The organism is Saprospira grandis DSM 2844, from assembly GCF_000275825.1.
Classification (GTDB): Bacteria; Bacteroidota; Bacteroidia; order Chitinophagales; family Saprospiraceae; genus Saprospira; species Saprospira grandis_A.
Genome location: NZ_JH719942.1, coordinates 143,879 through 165,807 on the forward strand (window position 1 = coordinate 143,879; position 21,929 = coordinate 165,807).

Below are 21,929 nucleotides of genomic sequence, written 5' to 3' on the forward strand. Positions count from 1 at the left end.
AATTCATGCATTCTTCTTCCCTCTCTTCTTCTCGGCCTTGGGCCAAGATAGTTGCTTATAGCCTATCTGCACTGCTTATCGTCCTTGTTTTTGGGCTACACAAATGGACTCAGGCCTCTCCTATTATGTTTGACATTTGGTCTTACTATGCCTATTTGCCTGCTACTTTTATAGAGGGTGATTTGAGCTTAAGTTTTTTGGATGAGCATCCGGAGTACATTGACTTATACTATCAGCCTGTTTATACGGAAGATGGGGAGCGGATCATTAAGATGAGCATGGGGCTGGCAGTTATTTACTCGCCTTATTTTTTCTTGGGGCATCTTTGGGCACATTTGCATACGGGCATGGCGGCCAATGGATTTTCTCAGCCCTATCAGATTACGTTGATGTTGGCGGGGCCTATTCATTTGCTCATTGGGCTATTGAGTTTGCGAAAATTCTTGTTGGCTTATGTGAGTGAAAAAGTAGTAGCTTGGACCTTCATATTCATTGTTTTGGGCAGTAATTTGGCCTATTATGCCTCTAATGAGGGGCCGATGTCTCATGTTCATACTTTTATGCTCTTTAGTTTATTTTTAAGAGGGACACAACTTTGGTTTAGGGAGCAGAGCTGGAAGCATACGCTTTGGCTGGGGCTATTGTCTGGCCTCATCGTTTTGGTTCGGCCCAATAACGTCTTAATTGGTCTGAGTTTTATCTTCTTTGGGGTATATCATTGGCAGAGTTTGAAGGCGCAGCTACAGTTATTTTGGAAAAACGCCCCCAAGTTGGGGGGGCTATTGGCCGTGGCCTTTTTGGTCCTATTGCCGCAGCTCTTCTACTGGAAATACATTTCTGGCGACTGGATTTGCTACTCTTACAAAAATGGCCAATATACAGAGGGTTTCTTCTTTGATCGGCCTAGAATTTACCTAGGGTTATTTTCCTATACCAAAGGTTGGTTACTCTATAGCCCCTTGATGCTGGTGGCTATTTTGGGTTTATTTCGCTTGCCCAAAGGGCTTCGCTGGGCCTTTCCGATCTACCTATTACTCAATGGTTACATCATTTTATCTTGGTGGTGTTGGTGGTATGGGGGCAGCTTTGGGCATCGGGCCTTTATTGATGTTTATCCCTTTTTGAGTTTGGGCTTTGCCCTTTTCTTTCAGGCTTTTTTTAGTTGGTCTAGGCTATTGCGTTGGGGAGTGGGTAGTGTATTGGGGGTATTTTTAGCCTTCAGTATGTTTCAGACTTGGCAGTACATAGGGGGTATTATACACTGGGACAGCATGTCGAAAAAGACCTATTGGGATCATTTTTTACGGACCAAAAAGACGGCAGATTATAAGGACTGGCTCATTAGTCCCGACTATGAAGCGGCCTTAAAGGGAGAAGTTTCTTATTGGAACGACTACCGAAAAAAGGAAGAAAAAGAGTAGAAAAGGTTTTTTATCTTTGTGGCTAAACCATACAAATCCACTAAGATGAGACTAATCTTTTCGCTCTGCCTCTGGCTATTGAGCGCTCCTATTTTATTGGGCCAGCTTAATATGAGCCCAGGGCCCGCTGGCCAAGCCAAGGCCGTTAAAGAACAGTATTTGGTTCTAGAAGATGGCCGTCAATTTTTGAAGGCCGAAAATTTAGCCGATTTAGATATTAGCTGCCAGGCCCTTATATTAGAAGAGGAGGAGCTTGCTGAATTGCCGGCCAAAATTGGCCAATATAGCGAGCTGCGCTACCTTTCGCTTTGGGGGCAAGAAGCGCTAGAAGAGCTGCCCGAAGAAATTGGCCAACTGCAAAATTTAGAAGTCTTAATCCTAAATAGTACGGGGATAAAGCGTTTGCCCGCCAGCATTGGGCAGCTCCAAAACCTCCAAATTTTGGACCTAGGCAATTGCCAACTGCAGGAGCTCCCCGAAGAGCTGGGCCAACTACAAAACCTAGAAGCCCTTAATCTATCGGCAAATCAATTAGAAGAGCTGCCCCCTAGCATTGGCCAATTGCAGGCCCTAAAAATGGCCGATCTAAGCAGCAACCGCCTGCAAGAGCTGCCCAATGAATTTTCTCAACTGACCCAACTAGAAGAACTGGCCCTAGCAAACAATCTGCTCTCTTTTCTGCCCTCCAATTTTGGGCAGCTTCAGGCCCTAAAAACATTACAACTCTCCGAAAATCAACTGGACCAACTTCCCGCCTCTCTTGGCCAACTAAAACAACTAGAACTATTAGAGCTCCAAGATAATGACCTTGGCCAAATCCCCGCCCAAATTGGCCAGCTCCAAAGCCTAGTAGAGCTAGATCTCTCGGATAACTTTATCCAACAACTGCCCCCAGAAATTGGCCAACTCCAAGCCCTGAAAAGCCTATTTATTACAGAAAACGAACTAAGCCAACTGCCCCCAGAATTTGCCCAGCTCAAAAACTTGCAAGAACTACAACTGCAAGAAAATAAATTGATAGCACTGCCCATCAATTTTGGCAAATTGAGCCAGCTAGAAGAACTGCAGCTCTCCGAAAATAAGTTGGAGGCCCTCCCAAAATCCATCAAAAGACTCAAAAAACTATCTAGCCTGAATTTAGGCAATAATGAAATCTATCTCTTCCCCAAAAATGCCTGTAATATCAAAAATTTATTGGCCCTAGACCTAGAAGGGAATTATATAGAAGAACTGCCCGAAGAGATTAGTCAGCTCCAAAACCTAGAGTTTCTCATCCTTTATGATAACGAACTCCGCAATTTGCCCCCCTATTTACAAGATTTAACCGCCCTGCGCCGTTTAGAAATTAGCGATAATGAATTTGAAACGTTTCCAGAGGTCCTCTACCAAATGCGCCAACTCAACGACCTTATCCTAAATGTAGATCAGTTTGATCCCACTAAAATACAAACCCTCAAAAATCGCCTACTCAACTGTAATATAGGGCCCTATGAAGGCGACTAAACCCTTTTCTATCCTCACTCCTTTAAAAACAATAGCGATCGATTCAAATTTTACCTTTTCTTGCATATTTTTTGCGCCACGCCCTAATTTAGCAACTGCGCAAGCCTGACTAAACGAGTACTATGAAACGATTTGCATTGCTTTTTATCTTTGCCGCACTCTCTCTAAACTCCCTATCGGCCCAACGCAACTGGGAACTAGGCGCCGGAGTGGGCCTCGCCTCCTATTTTGGCGACCTCAACCCCTTTTTTACCGTTAAACACCCTGGCCCAGCCCTTAATATCTTGGCCCGAAAAAATTTTGATGGCCGAATCTGCCTGCGCCTCAATGCCGGCTTTGCCCATGTTTGGGCCGATGACGCCCAATCCGCTAGCGATTATGCCCAAGCCCGAAACCTCCGATTTCAATCTAATGTCCTCGAAGGATCAGCCATTATCGAGTTTAATTTCCAAGATTTTCATGGCGATAGCCGAGACGATGCCAATATCTCCCCCTACCTTTTTGCTGGGGCCGGCATGATGTATTTCAACCCCCAAACCCGCTACAATGATGTGCTCTACGACCTACAACCCCTAGGCACCGAGGGCCAAGCTCCCGGCCAAGAATATAGTCTTTTTAGCCCGGTCGTGATTCTGGGCATCGGCCTCAAATTTCATGTCGATTATCACTGGAGCTGGAACGTAGAGTTGGGCCACCGAGCTACTTTTACCGACTACCTCGATGATGTCAGCGGGAGCTACGCCAATGTGCAAACCATTGGCGATTATAACGGCACTATCGCCGCCGCCCTCTCCGATCGCTCAATCGAGATTTCAGATGTTCGCCTAGGTGGCACAGACCGACAAAGAGGCGATAGCAGCACCAAAGATAGCTATATGATGCTTACGGTGGGCTTTTCTTACCGCTTTATGCCCCTGCATTGTCCTGCTTATTAAAAGGTTTTGGGGCTTGCCCGCCCTGCGGGCGGGCCGGGCTGTGTCGCAGCTCGCAGGTCTGCTCGGCCCTTCAGCCCTTCGGGCTTCGGTCTGGCCTGACGGCCACTGCTTTCCATCCCTAAGCCAATCGAAAAGGCGGCGATGCCGCCAAAAGAAAAAGGAGCAAACAGAAAATTTTCTGTTTGCTCCTTTTTTGCGCCTCCCCTACTGCCCAAAATGGTCCAACTCATCTACTTCTCCTTGATAATGAGCCTCGCCAAAGCCAAGTAAAGGGAGAAAAACAAAGGGTAAAAAAATCATCCCCATCGCAAAGCCCGTTCCCTTGCCAAAACGCTTGGCAATTTCTATAGGCACCACAAAAACGGGAATAATCGGTAGGATAATCCACCAAATGGGCTTTTCGGCAATCTCTAAAGCCACAATAATATTGTAAATAGGCACAATAGCCGCCCAGCCGGGCTTGCCCGCCTTCTCAAAAATTTTCCAGCTCCCCGCAATGATGCCAAAAACAACCAAGAGGTAGACAATCAGGAGTACAATTATACTTGCCATAGTAATTAAGTTCTTCTTTTTAAACAGTTGCAAAACATAAATTAGGTATTTTTGCCCGTAAATTGCCGCTTATTCTATTAAAACTAAAAAAATATATTCCATGCTAAGCAGTACTATTGCCCTAGCAGGCGACCATGCCGGATTTGATTATAAAGAAGCCCTCAAGGCGGTTCTGATTGAAAAAGGCTATAGCGTAAAAGACTTTGGTCCAAATGCTAGTGATTCTGTAGATTATCCCGACTATATCCACCCCATGGCCCAAGCCATGGAAGAAGGCGATTTTAAGCTGGGGATTATTGTCTGTGGCAGCGGCAATGGGGTGGCCATTACCGCCAATAAATATCCGCATATTCGGGCCGCCCTTTGCTGGTTGCCAGAGCTAGCCAGTCTGGCCCGCCAACACAATGATGCCAATGTTTTGGCCCTGCCCGCTCGCTTTATTGAACTAGAGGCCGCCAAAAATATTCTGGATCACTTTTTAGCTGCCGACTTTGAGGGAGGGCGCCACGCCCGCCGAGTGGCCAAAATTGCCGATGGCCTTAATTTTTAAGCCCAGAGAAAGAAAAAAAAAAAAGAGAGCTCGGGCTCTCTTTTTTTTGGCTGAGGGATGGACAGCAGTGGCCGAAGGCCAGACCCAGCCAGCTTGCTGGCGCAGGGCCGAGCGAACAGCGAGCTGCGAAACAGCCCGACCCGAGCGAAGCGAGTGGGCAGCCCCAAAAAAACAATCTTAAAATTGTTCTGCGCTGCGCCAAAATGGCCATACTTGCATCTAATAAGGTATAGATTCAATTCACTTAACTGCTATCCTTATGAAATTATTGATGTCTTTTTGTCTGCTGCTGCTCAGTCTCCCCCTTTGGGCCAGTGGCTTTTTGATTGTGATGCCCGACGGTAGTGGCAATGGCCGACAGGTTTTGTTTCCACTAGAAAACCGCAGCACACAGGTCGAAGTAGAAATTAGCGACTTTATGGCCTCTACTTCCATTAAACAAACTTTTTATAACCCAACAAACAGCCGCTTAGAAGCTTATTTTTTGTTTCCTGTGCCCAAAGAGGTCGTGATTCAGCGATTTGCCATGACGGTGAACGGAAAAATGCAGGAGGCCGAGCTGCTAGATGCCAAAAAGGCCAAGCAAATTTATGAGCAAATTGTGCGGCAGGCCAAAGATCCCGCCCTGCTCGAATACTATAATCAAGAGCTGTTTAAGGTCCGAATTTTCCCAATTGAGCCCCGCTCCGAGCAAAAAATTGAGCTTACTTACCATCAAGCGCTCAAAAAAGATGATGGCAGTTTGAGCTATCGACTGCCCATGAATAGCGCTAAATTTTCGGCCAAACCCATCCAAAATATCAGCCTGCGCTTAAAACTCAACAATAAGCAAGCGATCAAAAATGTGTATAGCCCCAGCCATGAAATCGAGCTCATCCGCAAAGGCGAAAAAGCCGCTAGCGTAGGTTTTGAGCAAAAAAATGTACGGCCCGATCGAGATTTCGAGCTCTATTGGCGGGCAGAAGATAAGGCCATTAGCAGCTCTTTGTTGCAATACCAAAAGGGCAAAGAAGATGGCTATTTCTTCCTCAATTTGAGTCCGGGCTGGACCGATCCCAAAGCCGTGATGGCCAAGGATGTCGTCTTTGTTTTTGACAAATCGGGCTCTATGTCGGGCAAAAAAATGGAACAGGCCCAAAAAGCCCTAAAATTCTGCGTCGATAATCTGGGGCCAGAAGATCGCTTTGAGCTCATCCCCTATTCTACCGAGGCCCAAAGCCTTTTTGGGCAGCTCAAAAGCAATAGCAAAACCAACAGAGAAGAGGCCAAAGAATATATTGACGAGCTGCGGGCCATTGGCGGCACCAATATCGAAGAAGCCCTACAAATGGCCCTCAATCGCAAAGAAAAAAAGGCCAAACGCCCCTTTTTCGTCATCTTCATGACCGATGGCAAACCCACAATTGGCGAAATTGAGCCCCAAGCCCTTTTAGATAAATTGGCGGGCTACCAAAAAGATCAGGTGCGCATTTTTACCTTTGGCATTGGTAGCGATATCAATACTAAATTGCTGGACCAAATGACCGAGATGTCTAAAGGCTACCGCGATTATGCCCTAGAAGACGAAGATTTAGAACTCAAACTCTCTAACTTCTACCTCAAGGCCGCCTCTCCCGTCCTCAGCAATATCGAATTGGTCTTTGATAAAAAGGTAAAGGTAGAACAACTCTACCCCCGCAAAACCGAGGACCTCTTCCGTGGCGAAAGCCTCAACATTATGGGCCGCTACAAGGGCGATGGACCCACTAAACTCCAACTCAAAGCCCTAGTCAATGGGGAGGAAAAAACCTTTGAGTTCCAACTGAACTTTAAGAAAAAACAGGAAGAGCACAGCTTTATCCCCGACCTCTGGGCCCTTAGAGCCGTGGGCTATCTCTTGGACCAAATCCGCTTTAATGGGGAACAAGAAGAGCTCAAACAAGAGGTCATCCGCCTAGCCAAAAAGCACGGCATTATTACCCCCTACACCAGCTATTTAATTGTGGAGGACCAGCCAATTGCGATAAATCCAGGCATTCGTCCCATTCCTCGCCCTAGCCCTCAGGTTTTTCAGGAAGAACTAGACGATCAGGCACAGAGAGAAGCCGCCCAAGGACTCAAAGAGAGCTCTGGAACGGCCTCTGTCCGTGCTTCTCGACGATTCAAAAAGATGAATCAGGCCCAAAATATGGCCGAAATGGAGCAAGAACGAGCCGAGCTAAACAATAAAGACTTGGCCCAAGATAATGCCTCGGCTATTGTCAACCGCGCTGGCCGGGCCCTTTACCGACAAGATAACAATTGGGTAGATGCCAATTATTTACTATTGGATAAGGCGCCCAAAAACCTACGTAGAGTGGCCTTTAATTCTAAGGAATACTTTAAGCTACTCGAAGAAGATGGCCTGCAAGAAATTCTGGCCCTCGGCAATAACATTACCTTCGAATGGAAGGAGGAATGGATCGAAATTTATGAATAAAGCAAAAAGGCCAGCTCTTTCCAGAGCTGGCCTTTTTTATCGGTCCAACATGCGCAATTACTTGAGCATTTCCATACCTACGCTACGGTCAATTTTGCGAAGCATACCCAACAAGATGCGGCCACGGCCACCTACTTCGGTAAACTCCTGCATACCGTCCGCAATCATTTTTTCTACCGATTGCTGCCAGCGTACGGCCCCAGTCAATTGCTGAATCAAATTCTGCTTGATAACTTCTGGGTCTTGGCTTGGACTAGCCGTTACATTTTGGTAAATGGGACAAAAAGGCGCATTAAATTGCGTCTGCTCAATAGCCGCCTGCAAACGGTCTTGGGCCATTTTCATCAAGGGAGAGTGAAAAGCCCCGCCTACCTTGAGGGGAATCACCCTAGCGCCCGCTTCCTTCAATGCTGCAGAGGCTTTGGCCACCCCTTCTACAGAACCCGAGATCACCAATTGGCCGGGGTTGTTGTAGTTGGCTGGCACCACAGCTTCTTCCACTTCTGCGCAGATTTTCTCCACCAGTTCAATATCACGGCTCATGATAGCCGCCATGCTTCCCTCTACCGCTTCACAGGCTGCTTGCATAGCCAAAGCCCGCTCAGAAACCAACTTGAGGGCCTCTTCAAAAGAAAGAGCGCCACAGGCAACAAGGGCCGTAAACTCGCCCAAAGAATGGCCCGCCACCGCTTTGGGACGATCCGTCTCTTCTACCTTGGTCAAATAAGTAATAATGGCATGCAAAAATACTGCTGGCTGCGTAATTTTGGTCTGTAGCAAATCCTCTTCGCTACCCTTGCGCATGACTTCCGTAATATCAAATCCAAGAATCTCATTGGCTTGAGCAAAAAGGGCTTGGGCCTGCTCAGAACTTTGGTAAAGCTCCTCGCCCATGCCTGCAAATTGGGCGCCTTGGCCCGGAAAAATAAAGGCTTTCATATAAAGGTTGAGTTATTTCTAATGTTATTTTGGGGCTGCCCCGCCCTGCGGGCGGGTCGGGCTGTGTCGCAGCTCGCTACTCGCTCGGCCCTGCAGTTTTTTTCGCTTCGCTTCAAAAAACTTGGGTCTGGCCCTTCGGGCCCCTGCTGTCCATCCCTCAGCCGAATTGGCCCCAGAGGGGCCAATTTTGGACCAGCTCTTAAGATTGAACATTGACCATAGAAGTGGGCGGCATGGCCTCATTTCTAATGGCTATCTGCCGCAAAGTCTGACGGGCCACATTCATAAAGGCTTCTTTGGTCATAGGGTCTTCATTCAAAATGGCGGGCAAGCCATTATCTCCCCCCTCTCGGATGGCCTGCACCAAGGGGATCTGGCCCAAAAGCACGCTATTAGATTCTTTGGCCAATTGCTTGCCCCCTCCTTGTCCAAAGATGTAGTATTTGTTGTTGGGCAGTTCGGCTGGCGTAAACCAAGCCATATTTTCCACTACCCCCAAAATAGGAACATTCACATTGGGCAGACGGAACATATTCATGCCCTTAACCGCATCGGCCAAAGAAACCTCCTGTGGGGTAGTGACCATCACGGCTCCAGTTACGGCTACCGTTTGGACCAAAGTGAGCTGCACATCTCCGGTGCCTGGAGGCAAATCAATAATCAAATAATCGAGCTCGGGCCATAGGCAATCTTGAAAAAACTGCTTGATGATGCCCGCCAAACGAGGCCCACGAAGTACCACGGCTTGCTCAGGCTCAATAATATACCCCATAGAAATAGAGGGAATGCCATATTTCTCAATAGGGACAATTTTAGGCTGCCCATTGATATCCTTAATTCTAGGGCGCTGCTTTTGCAAACCCAACATCGTTGGCAAAGAAGGACCATAAACATCGGCATCCATAATGCCCACTCTAGCGCCAAGGGCCTTTAGGCCTAAAGCTAAGTTGAGCGCTACCGTGCTTTTCCCTACGCCCCCTTTTCCAGAGGCTACAGCAATGATATTCTTAATCTGGGGCACAATAGAAGTCGGGGCCGTTTGGACCACCGTCGTTTTTACATGTATATGCACCTCGGCCTCTGGAAAAACCGAATTGACGGCTGCTATACAGGCAAAGTTGAGGCTGTTTTTGGTCCCACTATCCATATTGGCGGGCAGGAGTAGACTAAAACTGACATTCTGCTCATCAGTTTCGAGCTGCTCCACCATCTGGGCCGAGATAATGTCCTCGCCAGATTTGGGGTCTTTTACCTCTCGGAGCGCCTCGATAATTTTTTGTTTATTCAGTTCCATAAAATGAACGCTTTTTTAGATGACTGGCTTTTGCTATCTTCAGGCAAACGCCCCCCATCTGAATATGTTTGACAAAAGGGGGCTCAAAACTACGCAACAAAAATTAAAATGAAGAGAACAGAGCGCCCCAAAAATTGGACAGCTTGGCGAGAACGCCTGCATGTGATTATCTTTGAGGCCGATACCTTGGGCGGAAAAACCTTTGATATCTTGCTGCTCATTGCCATCTTTTGCAGTGTTTTGGCGGTTTCTTTAGAGAGTGTGCAGGAGTATCAAAAGGACTATGGAACGCTATTTTACATCCTAGAATGGGTCTTTACTATTTTCTTTAGCCTAGAGTATATCTTACGGATTATGGCGGTTTATCAGGCTAGGCGCTATGTCTTTAGCTTTTTTGGCATTATTGATTTACTGTCTATTTTGCCTACTTATTTGGGCCTCTTTTTTCCTATTTCTGGCGGCTTATTGACGGTTCGGGCGCTGCGGCTTATTCGCATTTTTCGGATTTTCAAGCTGGGGGGCTTTCTCAATGAGGGCAATCTCTTATTGGGGGCGCTCTACCGCTCTAGGGCCAAAATTACCGTTTTTCTGAGCTTTATTAGTTTGTTGGTGGTGGTTTTGGGCAGCCTGATGTACCTAATTGAGGGGCAGGCGGACTCTGGTTTCACCTCTATTCCCCGCAGTATTTACTGGGCCATTGTCACCCTCACTACCGTGGGTTATGGCGATATTGCCCCTGCTACTCCTTTGGGTCAATTTGTGGCCGCCCTCATTATGATTTTGGGTTATGGCGTGATTGCGGTCCCTACGGGCATGGTCACGGCCGAAATCATACAGCAAGAGAAAGGGAGTACGCCTAGCACCCAAGTTTGCAAAGCCTGCCTAAAAGAGGGGCATGCTCAAGATGCAATTTACTGTAAATATTGTGGCGAAGAATTATAAGCTCATGGCAAGACTTCCTTTTTGGAGGTCTTTTTTTTGGCCTCCCTTGCGGATTCTGCGGCCTTAGGTTTACTCCCGATGCTCGTCGAACTGGCGCAGCTATAAGGGCTTATCGAAGCTCGCTAGGCCAAATGCACCCCTGATTTAGCTGACAAGAACCTGTTCGCAATAAAAAAGTGGTCCATGCTGCAGGAAAGAAGCAATCTGAGAATTACAAATCCACTCAAGAGGCTTAATTTTACGGTTTTACAGGCCCGAAGGGCCGCAGGCCTAGCGATGTGCAACAGTGGCGCGCAGCGCCAGACCGAGCAAAAACTTGTTTTTTGCGAAGGGCCGAGCGAACAGCGAGCTGTGGAACGACAACAAGGCCTTTAGGCCGCAGTTCGACGACCAAAGGGAGTAACCGCCGCAGCTTTGCTGCGGAGGCCCCAAAACAGAAAAAGGCCTAGCTCCTTGCAGAACTAGACCTTTATATTGGAGAGGGATCCTCTTATTTTTTGACAATCACAACGATTTTGTCGGTTTTCCAGAACTCCTCGGCATTATTGACCTCTAGGCGGTTGCCATTGATGGTATAAGAGCTTTCGGGGCGGGCGGGAAGCACGGCAATGATATCGCCTTCGGTGCCACATTCGATTTGGTTGCTCTCAAAATAATTGATGCTAGAGCTATTGGCTCGGACGGCAGACTGGTACTGCTTGGTCAGCTTCATGCTAAAGCGGCTAAGGATGCCTTTTCGGCGGAGGGTTTTCTTACTACCGCAGGCCACATAACCTTTAGCTTGCTCATCGATAAAGACATTTTTTCGGTTGAGTTCCTCGATAGTGGTGGTGAGTTGGCGGTTCGTGCTTTCGAGGTCTTCATTTTTAGTTTTGAGTTCCTCATAGGCTTCTGATAGATTGCCTTCGCTTTCTAGCAGCTGCGACTCCATTTTAGAGAGGGCGGTACGGAGGCCATCGATTACGCCCTGGGCTTCTTCTAGTTCCTTTTCTTTGGCCATCACCTTTGTTTCGGCCTGAGAGATCATTTTGCGGAGCTGTTCATTTTCGATGCGGAAGCTATTGAGGCGGGCCTGCATTTGGCGGGCTTGGCCGTTAGACTTTTCGTTGGCATCTTTGAGGGCTTGGAGGCGGGCGATAATTGTTTGGCGTTGCGAGATATCGCCAGACATCTCTTTGCTTTGGCTCAGCTTCTGAATTTCCTTATCGCGGGTTTCGATAGCGCGTAGGGTATCCTCAATAGCATTGAGTGTTTCGATTGTTTCGGAGTATTCGCCACGAATTAGGCGGTCCTCCTCGCTCATGGCATTGAGTTTTTGTTGAATTGCTGAGTTTTCGTCTAGCAACTGTTCGTATTCTGACTTATAATTATTGCAGGCTGAAAAGAGGAAGCTAGCGAGTAATAAAAAGCTAAAAAGGTAGGTGGTACGCATAAAAAAGCTACTACATTAGAAAGTGATAATAATAGATGGTTTTACTTGAGTCGCCAGTATTGTTTGGGGTCTACCGACTCGATAATTAGCTCTCCATTTTTAAGGTATGGCAGAGCTGGCGAGAGGTCGAGGACAAAATCCTGTTGTTCTCCCACTTGCTCGAGGAACATGATGGTATAGGGGGCTTGTTGTTCGATACGGCCAGTAACTTGGCAGCGGATATCGTTAGAGAGGTGTACATCGGCTAGGAAGCTTCCATCGGTTTCCTTAATTTCGACAAACTTCATAGAGAGAATTTCCTTATCGGCGGCATGTTCGTACTCTACTTTGCCTACAAAGGGCTTGGCGGTTAAGATTTCTTTGGAGGGTAATTTAATACTTTTTTGAATATTTGCGAGGGCCTCTTGGGCTTCGGCTTTTCGTTTTCCTTCTGGAAACTCGGCCAAGTACTTTTTATAAAAATAGACGCGGTTTTCCATTTGGGCCTGAGCAAAGAGCAGGCGTTCTTTTTTGTTGGCTAGTTCGTCTTGGAAGCTATGCTCGGGGTATTGGCTGGCAAAGCTATCGAGGGCGGCTAAGCTATTGGCTTTTTCGGCAGTTTGCCAGGCGGCCTCTTCTTCTGGCGATACAGTGGGGCCGCAACTAAAGAGCAGCAGGGCTAGGGGCAGCCATAGGATACGGTAATACATCTTTAGGGTTTTAAATTTTAATCAATCGGTGCAGGCCGTAGGCCTTCATGCGGTTATGGTAATAATATAGCAAATTGAGGTCTTCACTTTCATAGCAGTTCTCTTTTTTGTTCCAAAAGAGAGGTTTATTAACATGAAAGGCGCCAATATTTTGCAGGCCATCGGCCACCAATTCTTCTAAGCTGTTTTTGGCCAACATCTCTGATAGCTTAAGTTCTCCCTTAGCTTCTAGCTCTTTTAGAGCAGTTCGGAGCAGCTTCAAATTATCAAAGAGCAGGGCTTGGCTAATTTGGCTTTCTTCTTTTGGCAAACGCAAGATACCGTATAAATCTTGTTCTTTTTGTCTTGCTTTAATAATATTGAAGGCCGTAAAGGCCAAAAGATGGCTAGAGAGGACCACATTTTCTACCCTAAAGCGTTCGACAATTTTCTGGGCTAAACGTTCTGTATAGACTTCATTGCGCTGACGATCATAAGTCAATTTCTCCCCAGAGGTGTAATAATCCCGAATATCTATCTCTCGACCATGCGCATCTAAACTATGCCCCTGCTCATCCACAAAATTGCCCATAACGTCCATAGGTTGGCCAAAGTTGACCAAAATCTCGGAGCTATTATAGACAAATTGCCGCAAATACTTCAGGATACCCATAGCGCTAAATCCGCTACCTTCAGGGATATAGAGTTCCTTGCCGGTATACTTCAAATGCTGTTCGATCAGGCTTTTGGCCTCTAGCACAAAGTGATAATTGAGGACCACGGGCACAATGTAGACCTTATTTTTTTCGCCTCTTTGCAAAACCGCTCCTTGGGCATCAATGGCTGTACCGAGCAGGCCCAATTTCAGGCGTTCTTCTAGGGCGCCATCTCTAGAGCGGGTACCGCCCGGAAAAAAGAGCGAGTGCACCCCTCTTTCAATAGAGAGTTGAGAAAAAGACTTCAGGCTTTCTAGGTAAAAGGGGTTTTTCTTTCGCCGGTCTAGGGTATAGGCCCCCAATCGGCTAAAGAAATAGGACATAATTTTATTATTGAACAGATTGAGCCCAGCCCCATAAGAAAAGGCCAACATACCAATTCTATCGGCGGCCCAGCCAATCAGAATAGAATCTAGATTAGAAAAATGCGTAGGCACAAAGACCACCGTTCCCTTATCGACCAAAGATCGGAGCTCTTCCACATGCCCAGAAATCCGCAATTTTTTGCGCAAATCCGCCTTGCGGATCGTTAGGGTATTAAGGATAGAATTGAAGAGCATGGGCAGAAGAATTCGGGCCAATTTATAGGTAGAAATCTTAAAATTGCCTGTAATTTCTTCTGTGTAGCGTCTCAAAATTCGCTCAGAGAGTTGCTCATGATGCGCTTGGGCTTCTGCCCCTTCCAATTTGGCCCCTTTGACCAATTTTCGGCGGATATCGCCCCAAAAATCGAGTTCGTCTGGGGGGTCTACTTTCCAAGGGTTTTCTAAAATTCGTTGTCGTTCTTTATAGACTACGGCCGCAATTTTCTGGGCCAACTCCCCCCCCTTTTTCTGCGCAATCAATTGGTCTTGCGTAAAGGCCACCAGCTGGTCCATAAACGCTTTTTTATCTCGATACAATTGATTGATGGGCCATTTATTGAGGTCCTCAATCACAGAGGGCAAGGGATAGGCTTTTTCTGCCTGATAAGACTGATCCTCTTGTTCTATTTTCATGTAAAGGGGGTTAAATGAAAAATTAAAGTGTATTTTTGCAGGCCAATAGGGGCCTAAATTACTCTTTTTTTATTTTGGGGCCTCCCCTCGCCCTTAGGGGCTCGGGGCGCTACGTTTCGGGGCTCGCAAGTCTGCTCGGCCCTTCGCTACTTTTGGGCTTCGCCTCAAAAGCAGCTTGGTCTGCGGCTTCGCCGCCCCCCTACACATCGCTAGGCCGTTCGGCCTAGGGCCGCTTGAGAGAGGGCCTTTTCTAATTTATGATATTTTGCTTGGCTACAAACATATAAAAAACTTATGCAAACTTACCTTTCTTTTTCCTTTTCGGTAGCTGAAGAAGACCAACAAGAGCAGTTAATTGCACTTTTGGCCGATTTTGCCTTTGAGGGTTTTCAGCAAGAGGAGGAGGTCCTAACGGCCTTTTTGCCTCAATCTGCCCTAGATGAGCCCTTAAAAAGCTTTTTGGCCCAATTGGCGCCCAAATGGCCAGAGGCCCAAATTACAGAAATTGCGCCCACCAACTGGAATGCCCCTTGGGAGTCGGACTATCAGCCGGTTGCGGTAGATGACTTCTGTCTTATTCGGGCCAATTTTCATGCCCCTGCTGCAGCGCATATTGAGCATGAGATTGTCATTACGCCCAAAATGTCTTTTGGCACAGGGCATCATGCTACTACCTATATGGTTTTGCAGGCCATGCGTCCTTTGGACCTAAAAGGCAAAAAGGTGATGGATTTTGGTTGTGGAACAGCGGTTTTGGCCATCATGGCGGCCTATTTGGGGGCCAAAGATATTTTTGCCTTTGATTTTGATCCTTGGGCCTATGAAAACTCGGTAGAGAATGTGGCCAACAACTGCCCCGAGGCGCCTTTGCGTTTGGCCCAGGGGGGAAGTGAATTATTGGAAGGGGAAACGGATTATGATTTGATTTTGGCCAACATCAATCGCAATGTAATTTTATCTTCTATCTCGGATATAGTGGCGGCCTTAAAGCCTGGCGGGCGGTTGATCTGCTCTGGTTTTTTGGAGGAAGATATTCCCTTGATTATAGAAAAGGGCCAAGGGCTCCGTTTATTGGAGCAAAAAGCTCGAGAAAAGTGGCGTTGCCTCATTTTTGAGAAAGGCTAAATGAGAAAAGCAGAGGAAGATATCCTCTGCTTTTTTTTGGTCCAAATTCTGGGTGTAGGGGCGAGCGTAGCGAGCCGGCTGAGGGATGGGCAGCAGTGGCGCGAAGCGCCAGACCAAAGCGCTGAAAGCGCTGCAGGGCCGAGCGAACAGCGAGCTGCGATACAGCCCGACCCGAGCGCAGCGAGTGGGCAGCCCCAAAAAAGGATTAGCCTCTTGATAAAAAAAACGAAAGCCAGCAACCGTAGTTACTGACTTTCTATCCTGACAATTACACCATCCATCCTTAAATTCTTCTATGATTCAGCAAGAGGAAACAGAGGCGAATGGATAAAAGAGGAACGCCTAAACTTGTTTTCCTTTCATCATATAGTTCCAGTACAAATAGGGAAGCATATATTTTTTGAGTATCCAGAGACGCCAGTGTTCCTTGGCCGAGTCAAAGACAAGCATTTGCTTGAGTTTGGGGTCGGGGATAAAGTTATTTTTATAGTCAAATTCGGCTAGGGCCATTTTTCCGTAGCCAGTAACGAGGGGGCAAGAAGAGTAGCCATTGTATCGTTTGGCGCTAATATCTTGGCCTTTCATGAGGCGGAGAATACTTTCTACCACGATAGGGGCTTGTTTGCGGATAGCGGCACCTGTTTTTGCGGTGGGCAATTTGGCCACATCGCCTAGGCTAAAGACATTGGGAAACTTGACATGTTGCATTGTTTCGATATTCACATCCACCCAACCTGCCTCGGAGGCCAAAACAGAATTTTTGACAAAATCGGGAGCGGTTTGTGGTGGGGCGAGGTGCATCATATCATAATGAATACCTACTAGGCCGTCTTTTTCTTCAATTTTGGCATTAGAGTTTTCATTATAAAGGCTTTTGTGGTCGGCCATTTCGAACCAAGCGATTTGGTTGGGGCCATCTACCTTAACCAAGCGGTGGCCAAAACGGAGATGAATATCTTTGCGGTCTACTACCTTCATCAGGGTTTCGGCGATAGGTTTCACGCCAAAGATCTTAGAGCCGGGAGAGGCAAAAACGATATCTGTTTTATCCTTCAGGCCAGTTTTTTTAAAGTGGTCTGCGGCTAGGTACATAATTTTTTGGGGAGCGCCACCGCACTTAATGGGCGTAGTGGGCTGTGTAAAGAGGGCTGTACCGCCTTTAAAGTTTTGGAGGACCTTCCAAGTATGTTTGGGGTCGGTATAATTGCTACAAACGACTCCTTTATCGATTGCTTCAGAGAGGCCTTCCACCAAAGAGCAGTCGATTTTGATACCGGGAGCGACCACGAGGTAGTCATAAGTATAGTCTCCTTCTTTACAGTGGAGTTTATTATTATCGGGATCGAAGCCTGTTGCGTAATCTTGGATCCAATCTACGCCAGCGGGAATAAGGCTAGCCATAGGGCGGGCGGTATCCTCATAATTATAAGTATTGGCACCGACTAGGGTCCATGCGGGCTGGTAATAGTGTGTTTTTGCGGGTTCTACTAAGCCGATAGAAAGGCTAGCATTTTCTTTTTTGAGTTGGGAAGAAACCATAATTCCGGCTGTTCCTCCACCGATGACAAGTACCTGATAGTGTTTCATAATATATTGGATAGTTGCTGACTGTCTGGCTCGGTTAAACTGGGCGTTCCTCTAAGCAGAGCAGGCAGTCATTGGTGAATAGTCAGTATAAATAATATAAGGCCTAGCTGTGGGTCTTAATTACTTTTTGCAGTTGGTCGGCTGATGCTACTCCGGCCTGTTGCCAAAGGGCTTTACCATTTTTGAATAGCATGATTGTGGGGATAGAGCGGATACCATATTGGGCAGATAACTTTTGGTTTTTATCTACATCAATTTTGATAATGCGGACCGCATCGCCCATTTTATCTTTTACTTCTTTGAGGATGGGGGGCATCATTTTGCAGGGGCCGCACCAGACTGCGTAGAAATCTACGAGTACGGGGGTATCGCTACTAATAATTTCCTGAAACTTGCTCATAACTTATGATTCTTTTAGGTGATTGTTTTTGGGAGAGTAAGGCAGTTGGCAACTGCCTAGGCAGGGTTTATGGAAAACGCCTTGATAGAGAAGGAGTAGGCCTAAAATCAGCATCCAGGGGCTGTGGCTATAGTAGACATCTATGAGAAAGAAGATGGCCATAGTCAGGCGGAGGATACGCAGAAAGGGCCATTTATTTGACCACTTCATAGCCTGCTCTTTGCCAAGCCATAATTCCTCCATTGAGGTTATAGACTTCTGTGAATCCTAGGCTTTTCATCCGGGCCATAGCACGGCCAGAACGAGCGCCAGATCGGCAATAGATATAGACGGCTTTTGTTTTGTCTAGTCCTTCTATATTTTGGTCAAAGGCGGAGTCATTCCAATTGATTTTATCGGCTCCTTTGAGGGTACCTTGGGCCCATTCTCTGGGGGTTCGGACATCCACTAATTGGACCTCTGGGCCGGCGGCTTCTACTGCGGCTTTAAAGTCGGCGGCAGCAATATTTTTAGCTAGTTGTGCCGAGGCTGCAGTAGCGGTTTCTTTTTTATCGAGCTCTTGTACTTTTTGGGCTTCTTGGGCATTGCAAGAGACAAAAATAAGAGCGGCTACAAAAAGCGATAGATATTTCATTCTACAGATTTAGAGTTGTTTATTCAAACTGCTCCAGGCGCCGCCATTAACGGCTTTGATGCCCCAGGCATTGAGTTGGTTGGCGGCTTGGCCGGATCGGTTTCCGGAGCGGCAGCAAGTAATGATTGGGCTGGGAAGTTGTTTTAACTTTGCCTGAAAGTCGGCCAAATTGCCCAGAGGCATATTGACACTCCCTTCAATATGGCCCATGCCATACTCCATAGGTGTGCGTACATCAATGATAGGGCAGCCTTTTTCAATGGCGTCTTTGACTTCCTGAGGGAGTTCTTGTGGTTTGAACAAAAAATCGAAAAATCCCATTTTATCTTTATTTTGAGGGTGAAGAGAGCAAAAAGCAGCTGTACTTCTTGCTTTTCTTAACCTAAAATTAAAGCATGGCTTATACTTTATTGGTGACAGTCGTCACATCGAAATAGAGCGATGGGCTAAAAATGGGGCGAGATTTTGGTCTAGACTTCAGAAAATGAGGCAAATAAGCCTCTTTAATTAGCGAAATTAAAATGGGGGAATAAAGCTTTGGTCCAAATTTTTTTTCTTTTTCTCTACCTTTATTACTAACCTCTCTACATTTTTGGCACTATTCTGTAACAGGCTGAGCTTATCCTGTATTTCTATTTTATTAAAAACAGATTCTAGTATGCGTCCATTTATGTTTTTGATTTTCTCGCTTTTCTTTCTGCCCCTAAGTTGGGGTCAAATAGAAACAGCCACCGATAATAGTGGGGCCGAAAAGCGGATGTATATTCGTCGGCAAGTGGGGCCTATTGAAAAGCGGATGGATTCGCTTTATCAGCAGCGGATTACCGAAAGAGAAATCAATGGGATTTATATCCCCAGAGACCTTTATGATTGTTTTCGGGTATTGGATGGGGCCATGGAAGATGACTTTAAGGAGTATTTTATGAGTTTATCTGATGAGGAAGTAGATGCTCGCACCCATGGCAGCCTAGGGCTTTGGATGAAGCACCGTTGGCAATTGATGGAAGGTTCTCGTTTGTCTGATTATTTTAGGAAGATGGGAGTTCCTCATCCGGAGTATGCGGTGGGGATTATTATTCAGAGCTATCATAGGAAGTTGCACCAAAGAGATTTGGGGGTAAAGGAGTTGGTGGAGAAGTTTCAGAAGATTTGGGCCAAAAAGCAAGCGGAGGAGGCCAAAGCCCTGTTGGGGCAGTAATTTTGGTCCAAATTAAGGGAAAAGCCCGCTGGCCTTCAGGCCAGCGGGCTTTGTTGTTTGGCTGGGGGCGAAGCCCCCAGGGCCCGAAGGGCCAATGGCCCAGCGCTGCGGAGGGGTGGCCGAAGGCCAGACCGAGGAGCGAAGCGACGAAGGGCCGAACAGGCCTGTGAGCCCCGCAGCATAGCGGCGGCCGCCCCAAATTGAAGGGCGGCCGCGGGCCCCAAAACAGCTACTTTTGTCTCCATTTGAAATTCCAACTGATGGAAGGAATAATGGGAAAAAGCGAGACTTTATAGGATTTGAGTTCTAAATTGCCAGAGTCTTCATTTTCCTCGGGCAGGGTGTAGGTAAAAAAGACATTTTTGCGGTTGTAGACATTATAGATCGAGAAAACGAGAGTTGAGCTAAAGCGTTTTTCCTTCTTTTTGTTGAGGCGGAAAGAGGCCGAGAGGTCGAGGCGATGATAGGCGGGCAGGCGGGCCGAATTGCGCAGGCCGTATTCTAGAACGGGGTCGCTACCGATGATGTAAATGCTTTTGATGGGGGTATAGGGGCTGCCAGAGCCAAAAATGAAGCTCGCGCCGAAGTTCCAGCGTTTATAATCATAGCTACCGACGATAGACAAATCGTGTAGGCGGTCGAAGCGAGAGGGATATTGATTGCCTAAAATGCCCTCAAAATTGCGAGTAGAGCGGGCCAAAGTGTAGGCGATCCAGCCCGTAAAATCGCCTTTTTGTTTGCGTAAAAACAGCTCTAGGCCGTAGGCTTGGCCTTTGCCAGAGATAAACTGTTCTTCTACAACTTGATCGATTGTGGGGGTATAATTTTCGGCATAATCGAGCTGTTGTCTGAGGTCCTTATAATAGGCCTCTACCGAAAACTCATAGGTATTTTCTTTAAAGTTTTGGAAATAGCCCAGGGCATATTGGATGCCCCATTGCGGTTGGACCAGCTCGCCAGAAGGCAACCATAAATCGGTGGGTAAGGTAGTGGCCGAATTAGAGACTAAATGCACATATTGGCGGCCAATATTGATGCCTGCTTTGATAGAAGAGCGCTTTGTCAGGCTGTATTTGCTGCTAATTCGGGGTTCTGGTCCATAGAAGGTTTTAACCGGCTCGAAGCGGCCATAAACCGTACTATCTAGGCTAGAGGTATAGGGCCCCAACTGCTGAAAAATAGAAAATCGCAGGCCTGCATTGAGGGAAAGGCGGTTAGAGATTTTCCAATCGTCCAGAATATAAAGTCCCGCCTCTTGGGCATATTTTATGGGTGGCGCAATATCAAAAGCCTGCTCGCCAGAAACGGCCTCGGCAATATTGGGGGTAAATTGGTGGTGGGTATAATCGCCACCAAACTTAATACGATGCTTGGGGTTGGGGTAATAATCAAAGCTTAGCTTTCCGCCCCAATCGCGGATGCCCGAATTGAGAGAAAAGGAAAATTGGTCCTGTCGGCCCTTGCTACTAAAGTCATAATCATTAAAGATAAAGCTGGCATTCATAAAGAGTTTATCGCCAAAAAGGTGGTTCCAGCGAACGGTAGAAGTGGCATTTCCCCAATTGAGGCCAAATTCTAGGTCTCTGGCGGGGTTATTCAAATTGAGGACATCTCGGCCAAAGTAGCCGCTAAGATAAATGCGGTCTCTGGGCGAAAGTCGATAATTGGCCTTTAAATTTAGGTCATAAAAGTAGTAGTTGGTCCCTTCAAAGGGGCTGCCTTTGAGAAAAGGCTGGGCCAAATCAAACAGGTAAGTTCGGCGGCCAGAGACCAAAAAAGAGCCTTTATTTTTTATAATTGGGCCTTCAAAAGTCAGTCGAGAAGCCACCAAACCGATACCGCCCTCGGCCCCAAACTTTTGCTTATTGCCATCTTTCATTTGGATATCGATAACCGAAGAGAGTCGCCCCCCATAATTGGCCGGCATTCCGCCTTTAATCAGGGTCGTATTTTTAATCGCATCGCCATTGAAGACCGAGAAAAAGCCTAGCAAATGCCCTGCATTATAGACCACCGCCTCATCGAGCAAAAGCAGGTTTTGGTCCACTCCACCCCCACGCACATAAAAGCCCGTATTGCCTTCTCCAGCGGCCAAAACGCCCGGCAAAAGCTGAATGGTCTTTAAAATATCGACCTCGCCCATCAATACCGGCAACTTTTTGATCTGCTCCATGGGCAGGTCAATTGTCCCCATCTGCGTATTATTCACATTGGCATCGCCGCGGACATCGGTCACCACTACTGCCGAATCGAGGGTAATTCCCTCTTCATTGGATAGCGAAAAATTGATGCTCGTATCGGCTTGTAAATTTAGCAAAATGCGCTTTTCGGTATAGCCCGTATAATTCACTTGGATTTCGTATTCGCCAGCGGGCAGGCTCAGAGAATAAAAGCCGTAGACATTGCTCACCACCCCGGCATTGGCCTGAGGGGCATAAACGGTGGCCGAAATCAGGTCTTCGCCAGAGTTGGCATCTTGAATTTGGCCGCTAATTGTGTATTTCTGGGCCATCAGGCTGGCCATTTGCAGGCAGCAAAATAAGAGGACTAAGGGGAATTTCATTAGTTATAGTTTTA

The 21,929-nt window shown here is 46.9% G+C and carries 20 protein-coding genes; 8 read left to right on the top strand and 12 right to left on the bottom strand.

Annotated elements, in window-relative coordinates; translation table 11 throughout:
* Nucleotides 1-5 precede the first annotated feature (5 nt).
* The 3 genes from SAPGRDRAFT_RS00825 to SAPGRDRAFT_RS00835 all read left to right on the top strand — a co-directional run bounded on the left by SAPGRDRAFT_RS00825 (nucleotide 6) and on the right by SAPGRDRAFT_RS00835 (nucleotide 3,859).
* A complete protein-coding gene (locus SAPGRDRAFT_RS00825) occupies nucleotides 6-1,421 on the top strand; it encodes a hypothetical protein (protein WP_002656401.1) in 1,416 nt (471 codons plus the stop codon).
* 45 nt (nucleotides 1,422-1,466) lie between these two features.
* Complete coding sequence (locus SAPGRDRAFT_RS00830; protein WP_002656403.1) at nucleotides 1,467-2,924, top strand: leucine-rich repeat domain-containing protein; 1,458 nt, start codon at nucleotides 1,467-1,469, stop codon at nucleotides 2,922-2,924.
* A gap of 122 nt (nucleotides 2,925-3,046) precedes the next feature.
* On the top strand, nucleotides 3,047-3,859 hold the full coding sequence (locus SAPGRDRAFT_RS00835; protein WP_002656405.1) for a DUF6089 family protein: 813 nt from the start codon (nucleotides 3,047-3,049) through the stop codon (nucleotides 3,857-3,859).
* 204 nt (nucleotides 3,860-4,063) lie between these two features.
* Here the strand turns inward: SAPGRDRAFT_RS00835 and SAPGRDRAFT_RS00845 are convergent, their stop codons facing one another.
* On the bottom strand, nucleotides 4,064-4,411 hold the full coding sequence (locus SAPGRDRAFT_RS00845) for a DUF5684 domain-containing protein (protein WP_002656407.1): 348 nt from the start codon (nucleotides 4,409-4,411) through the stop codon (nucleotides 4,064-4,066).
* 100 nt (nucleotides 4,412-4,511) lie between these two features.
* On the opposite strand from SAPGRDRAFT_RS00845, the gene rpiB reads away from it, so the two are divergent.
* A complete protein-coding gene (gene rpiB / locus SAPGRDRAFT_RS00850; RefSeq protein WP_002656410.1) occupies nucleotides 4,512-4,961 on the top strand; it encodes a ribose 5-phosphate isomerase B in 450 nt (149 codons plus the stop codon).
* A gap of 259 nt (nucleotides 4,962-5,220) precedes the next feature.
* On the top strand, nucleotides 5,221-7,419 hold the full coding sequence (locus SAPGRDRAFT_RS00860) for a VIT domain-containing protein (protein WP_253271238.1): 2,199 nt from the start codon (nucleotides 5,221-5,223) through the stop codon (nucleotides 7,417-7,419).
* A gap of 57 nt (nucleotides 7,420-7,476) precedes the next feature.
* Here the strand turns inward: SAPGRDRAFT_RS00860 and fabD are convergent, their stop codons facing one another.
* Both fabD and SAPGRDRAFT_RS00875 read right to left on the bottom strand, forming a co-directional pair.
* Nucleotides 7,477-8,358: an ACP S-malonyltransferase gene (gene fabD, locus SAPGRDRAFT_RS00865; protein WP_002656413.1), complete on the bottom strand. Its 882-nt coding sequence runs from the start codon at nucleotides 8,356-8,358 to the stop codon at nucleotides 7,477-7,479.
* 199 nt (nucleotides 8,359-8,557) lie between these two features.
* Nucleotides 8,558-9,652: an Mrp/NBP35 family ATP-binding protein gene (locus tag SAPGRDRAFT_RS00875; protein WP_002656415.1), complete on the bottom strand. Its 1,095-nt coding sequence runs from the start codon at nucleotides 9,650-9,652 to the stop codon at nucleotides 8,558-8,560.
* 108 nt (nucleotides 9,653-9,760) lie between these two features.
* Here SAPGRDRAFT_RS00875 and SAPGRDRAFT_RS00880 point away from each other — a divergent pair, with 108 nt between their 5' ends.
* Nucleotides 9,761-10,594, top strand: a complete 834-nt coding sequence (locus tag SAPGRDRAFT_RS00880; protein ID WP_002656417.1) for an ion transporter — start codon at nucleotides 9,761-9,763, stop codon at nucleotides 10,592-10,594.
* Between the two features lie 490 nt (nucleotides 10,595-11,084).
* Here SAPGRDRAFT_RS00880 and SAPGRDRAFT_RS00890 read toward each other — a convergent pair whose 3' ends face one another.
* From SAPGRDRAFT_RS00890 to SAPGRDRAFT_RS00900, 3 genes are read right to left on the bottom strand one after another with little or no spacing between them, the layout of a single operon-like run.
* Nucleotides 11,085-12,026 (bottom strand): hypothetical protein, encoded by a 942-nt coding sequence (locus SAPGRDRAFT_RS00890; protein ID WP_002656420.1) that lies wholly within the window; start codon nucleotides 12,024-12,026, stop codon nucleotides 11,085-11,087.
* Between the two features lie 41 nt (nucleotides 12,027-12,067).
* The gene (locus SAPGRDRAFT_RS00895; RefSeq protein WP_002656421.1) at nucleotides 12,068-12,715 is read right to left on the bottom strand and encodes a hypothetical protein; all 648 of its coding nucleotides are present in this window, start codon (nucleotides 12,713-12,715) and stop codon (nucleotides 12,068-12,070) included.
* A gap of 10 nt (nucleotides 12,716-12,725) precedes the next feature.
* Nucleotides 12,726-14,408, bottom strand: a complete 1,683-nt coding sequence (locus tag SAPGRDRAFT_RS00900; protein WP_002656423.1) for a 1-acyl-sn-glycerol-3-phosphate acyltransferase — start codon at nucleotides 14,406-14,408, stop codon at nucleotides 12,726-12,728.
* Between the two features lie 294 nt (nucleotides 14,409-14,702).
* Here SAPGRDRAFT_RS00900 and prmA point away from each other — a divergent pair, with 294 nt between their 5' ends.
* A complete protein-coding gene (gene prmA, locus SAPGRDRAFT_RS00910) occupies nucleotides 14,703-15,533 on the top strand; it encodes a 50S ribosomal protein L11 methyltransferase (protein ID WP_002656425.1) in 831 nt (276 codons plus the stop codon).
* Between the two features lie 342 nt (nucleotides 15,534-15,875).
* On the opposite strand, the gene SAPGRDRAFT_RS00920 is transcribed toward prmA, so the two are convergent.
* The 5 genes from SAPGRDRAFT_RS00920 to SAPGRDRAFT_RS00940 all read right to left on the bottom strand — a co-directional run bounded on the left by SAPGRDRAFT_RS00920 (nucleotide 15,876) and on the right by SAPGRDRAFT_RS00940 (nucleotide 18,475).
* A complete protein-coding gene (locus tag SAPGRDRAFT_RS00920; protein WP_002656429.1) occupies nucleotides 15,876-17,120 on the bottom strand; it encodes an NAD(P)/FAD-dependent oxidoreductase in 1,245 nt (414 codons plus the stop codon).
* Nucleotides 17,121-17,223: 103 nt separating this feature from the next.
* The gene (trxA, locus tag SAPGRDRAFT_RS00925) at nucleotides 17,224-17,520 is read right to left on the bottom strand and encodes a thioredoxin (protein ID WP_002656431.1); all 297 of its coding nucleotides are present in this window, start codon (nucleotides 17,518-17,520) and stop codon (nucleotides 17,224-17,226) included.
* Between the two features lie 3 nt (nucleotides 17,521-17,523).
* Complete coding sequence (locus SAPGRDRAFT_RS00930) at nucleotides 17,524-17,730, bottom strand: hypothetical protein (protein WP_002656433.1); 207 nt, start codon at nucleotides 17,728-17,730, stop codon at nucleotides 17,524-17,526.
* Nucleotides 17,714-18,154 (bottom strand): rhodanese-like domain-containing protein, encoded by a 441-nt coding sequence (locus SAPGRDRAFT_RS00935; RefSeq protein WP_002656435.1) that lies wholly within the window; start codon nucleotides 18,152-18,154, stop codon nucleotides 17,714-17,716. The genes SAPGRDRAFT_RS00930 and SAPGRDRAFT_RS00935 overlap by 17 nt, the downstream gene beginning before the upstream one ends.
* A 9-nt stretch (nucleotides 18,155-18,163) precedes the next feature.
* Nucleotides 18,164-18,475, bottom strand: coding sequence for a rhodanese-like domain-containing protein (locus SAPGRDRAFT_RS00940; RefSeq protein WP_002656437.1), 312 nt, complete (start codon nucleotides 18,473-18,475; stop codon nucleotides 18,164-18,166).
* A gap of 337 nt (nucleotides 18,476-18,812) precedes the next feature.
* Between SAPGRDRAFT_RS00940 and SAPGRDRAFT_RS00945 the strand changes: the two genes are divergently transcribed.
* Nucleotides 18,813-19,352: a DUF6794 domain-containing protein gene (locus SAPGRDRAFT_RS00945; protein ID WP_002656438.1), complete on the top strand. Its 540-nt coding sequence runs from the start codon at nucleotides 18,813-18,815 to the stop codon at nucleotides 19,350-19,352.
* A gap of 229 nt (nucleotides 19,353-19,581) precedes the next feature.
* On the opposite strand, the gene SAPGRDRAFT_RS00955 is transcribed toward SAPGRDRAFT_RS00945, so the two are convergent.
* Nucleotides 19,582-21,915 (bottom strand): TonB-dependent receptor, encoded by a 2,334-nt coding sequence (locus SAPGRDRAFT_RS00955; protein ID WP_002656439.1) that lies wholly within the window; start codon nucleotides 21,913-21,915, stop codon nucleotides 19,582-19,584.
* Nucleotides 21,916-21,929 lie beyond the last annotated feature (14 nt).